This is a genomic window from Thermus thalpophilus (assembly GCF_022760915.1).
Taxonomy (GTDB): Bacteria; Deinococcota; Deinococci; order Deinococcales; family Thermaceae; genus Thermus; species Thermus thalpophilus.
The window spans coordinates 1-1,179 of the sequence record NZ_JAKTNS010000088.1; the positions used below are offsets into that span (position 1 = coordinate 1).

Sequence of the window (1,179 nt, forward strand, 5' to 3'; positions counted from 1 at the left end):
CTCAGTACACGTCAAAACGTGGGACCACCCCTTTAGGATGGACCTGCGCCCACGTGGATGGGCAGGTACCCATAGGAGGTGGTCCCCATGGAACAGCTTACCCCACTCATCAACGCCTTGAAGCGATACTGGAAGGCCGACCTCAGGCGCCTCACCTTCCTGGCCGCCCTGGTGATGGCTCTGGTCACCGCCCGCACCACAAGCGGCCCCAGACTCGCTCTTTCCCTCGGCTCCATAGCCAGCCCTGACCCCCGCTCCGCCTACCGAAGGTTCCAGCGGTTCTTGGCCTGGCCGGGGCTGGACGGGGAGGGCTATGCCCGCTTCATCTTCGCCCTCCTCCGACCCCAAGGGCTCCTCCTGGTCATGGACCGGACCGAGTGGGAGCTGGGGAAGAGCAAGGTCAACCTCCTGATGCTGGCCTTCCTGTACCAAGGCCTGGCCGTCCCCCTGTTCTGGAGCTTCCTTCCCCACGACGGCAACTCCTCCACCCCCGAACGCATCGCCCTGATGGAGAGGGCCTTGGCTTTCCTGAGGGCCCACTTCCCCCACCTCCGGGTGGAGGGGTTCCTGGCGGATCGGGAGTTCATAGGGGAGGCGTGGTTCCGGTACCTGGAGGAGAAGGGCATCCCCCGGTGCATCCGAATCAAGGCCAACACCCGGATGTGGCGGTTGGGCTCGGGCCCTCGGGCCTGGGAGCTCTTTGCCTCCCTGAAGGTGGGAGAGAGCCGGGTGCCCAGGCGGCGGTACTGGGTCTACGGGCGGCGCATGTGGGTGGTGGGGTTGCGCCTTGGGGTCCGGGAGTGGCTGATTGTGGCTACGGACCTGGACCCTCACCGGGTGCTGGAGGTGTACGGGCTCAGGTGGGGGATAGAGCGGCTCTTTGGGGCCCTGAAGGGGCGGGGATTTGACCTGGAGGCCACGCACGTGACGCGGGGGGAGAGGCTTTCGCGGCTTTTGGTCCCCTTGAGCCTGGCCTTCGTGTGGGCGTTTCGGACGGGGCTTGTGCTGCACCGGGTGCGTCCGGTGAGGCCCAAGAAGCACGGGAGGCTGGGACAGAGCCTCTTCCGGGCGGGGCTGGACCTGCTCACCCTTTGGGCGCTTGCCCTCTGGGGTGCAGGGGGAGGAAGGCGCGGAAGTCCCTTGGGGTTATGCCCTATGGAGGTTTTGACGTGTACATAG

General features: G+C 66.1%; 1 protein-coding gene. It reads left to right on the forward strand.

What is annotated here, in order from left to right:
• The first annotated feature begins 87 nt into the window (after nucleotides 1-87).
• Nucleotides 88-1,179 carry an IS4 family transposase gene (locus L0D17_RS13115; protein ID WP_014514485.1) on the forward strand — a complete coding sequence of 364 codons (1,092 nt, stop codon included), beginning with the start codon at nucleotides 88-90 and terminating at the stop codon, nucleotides 1,177-1,179.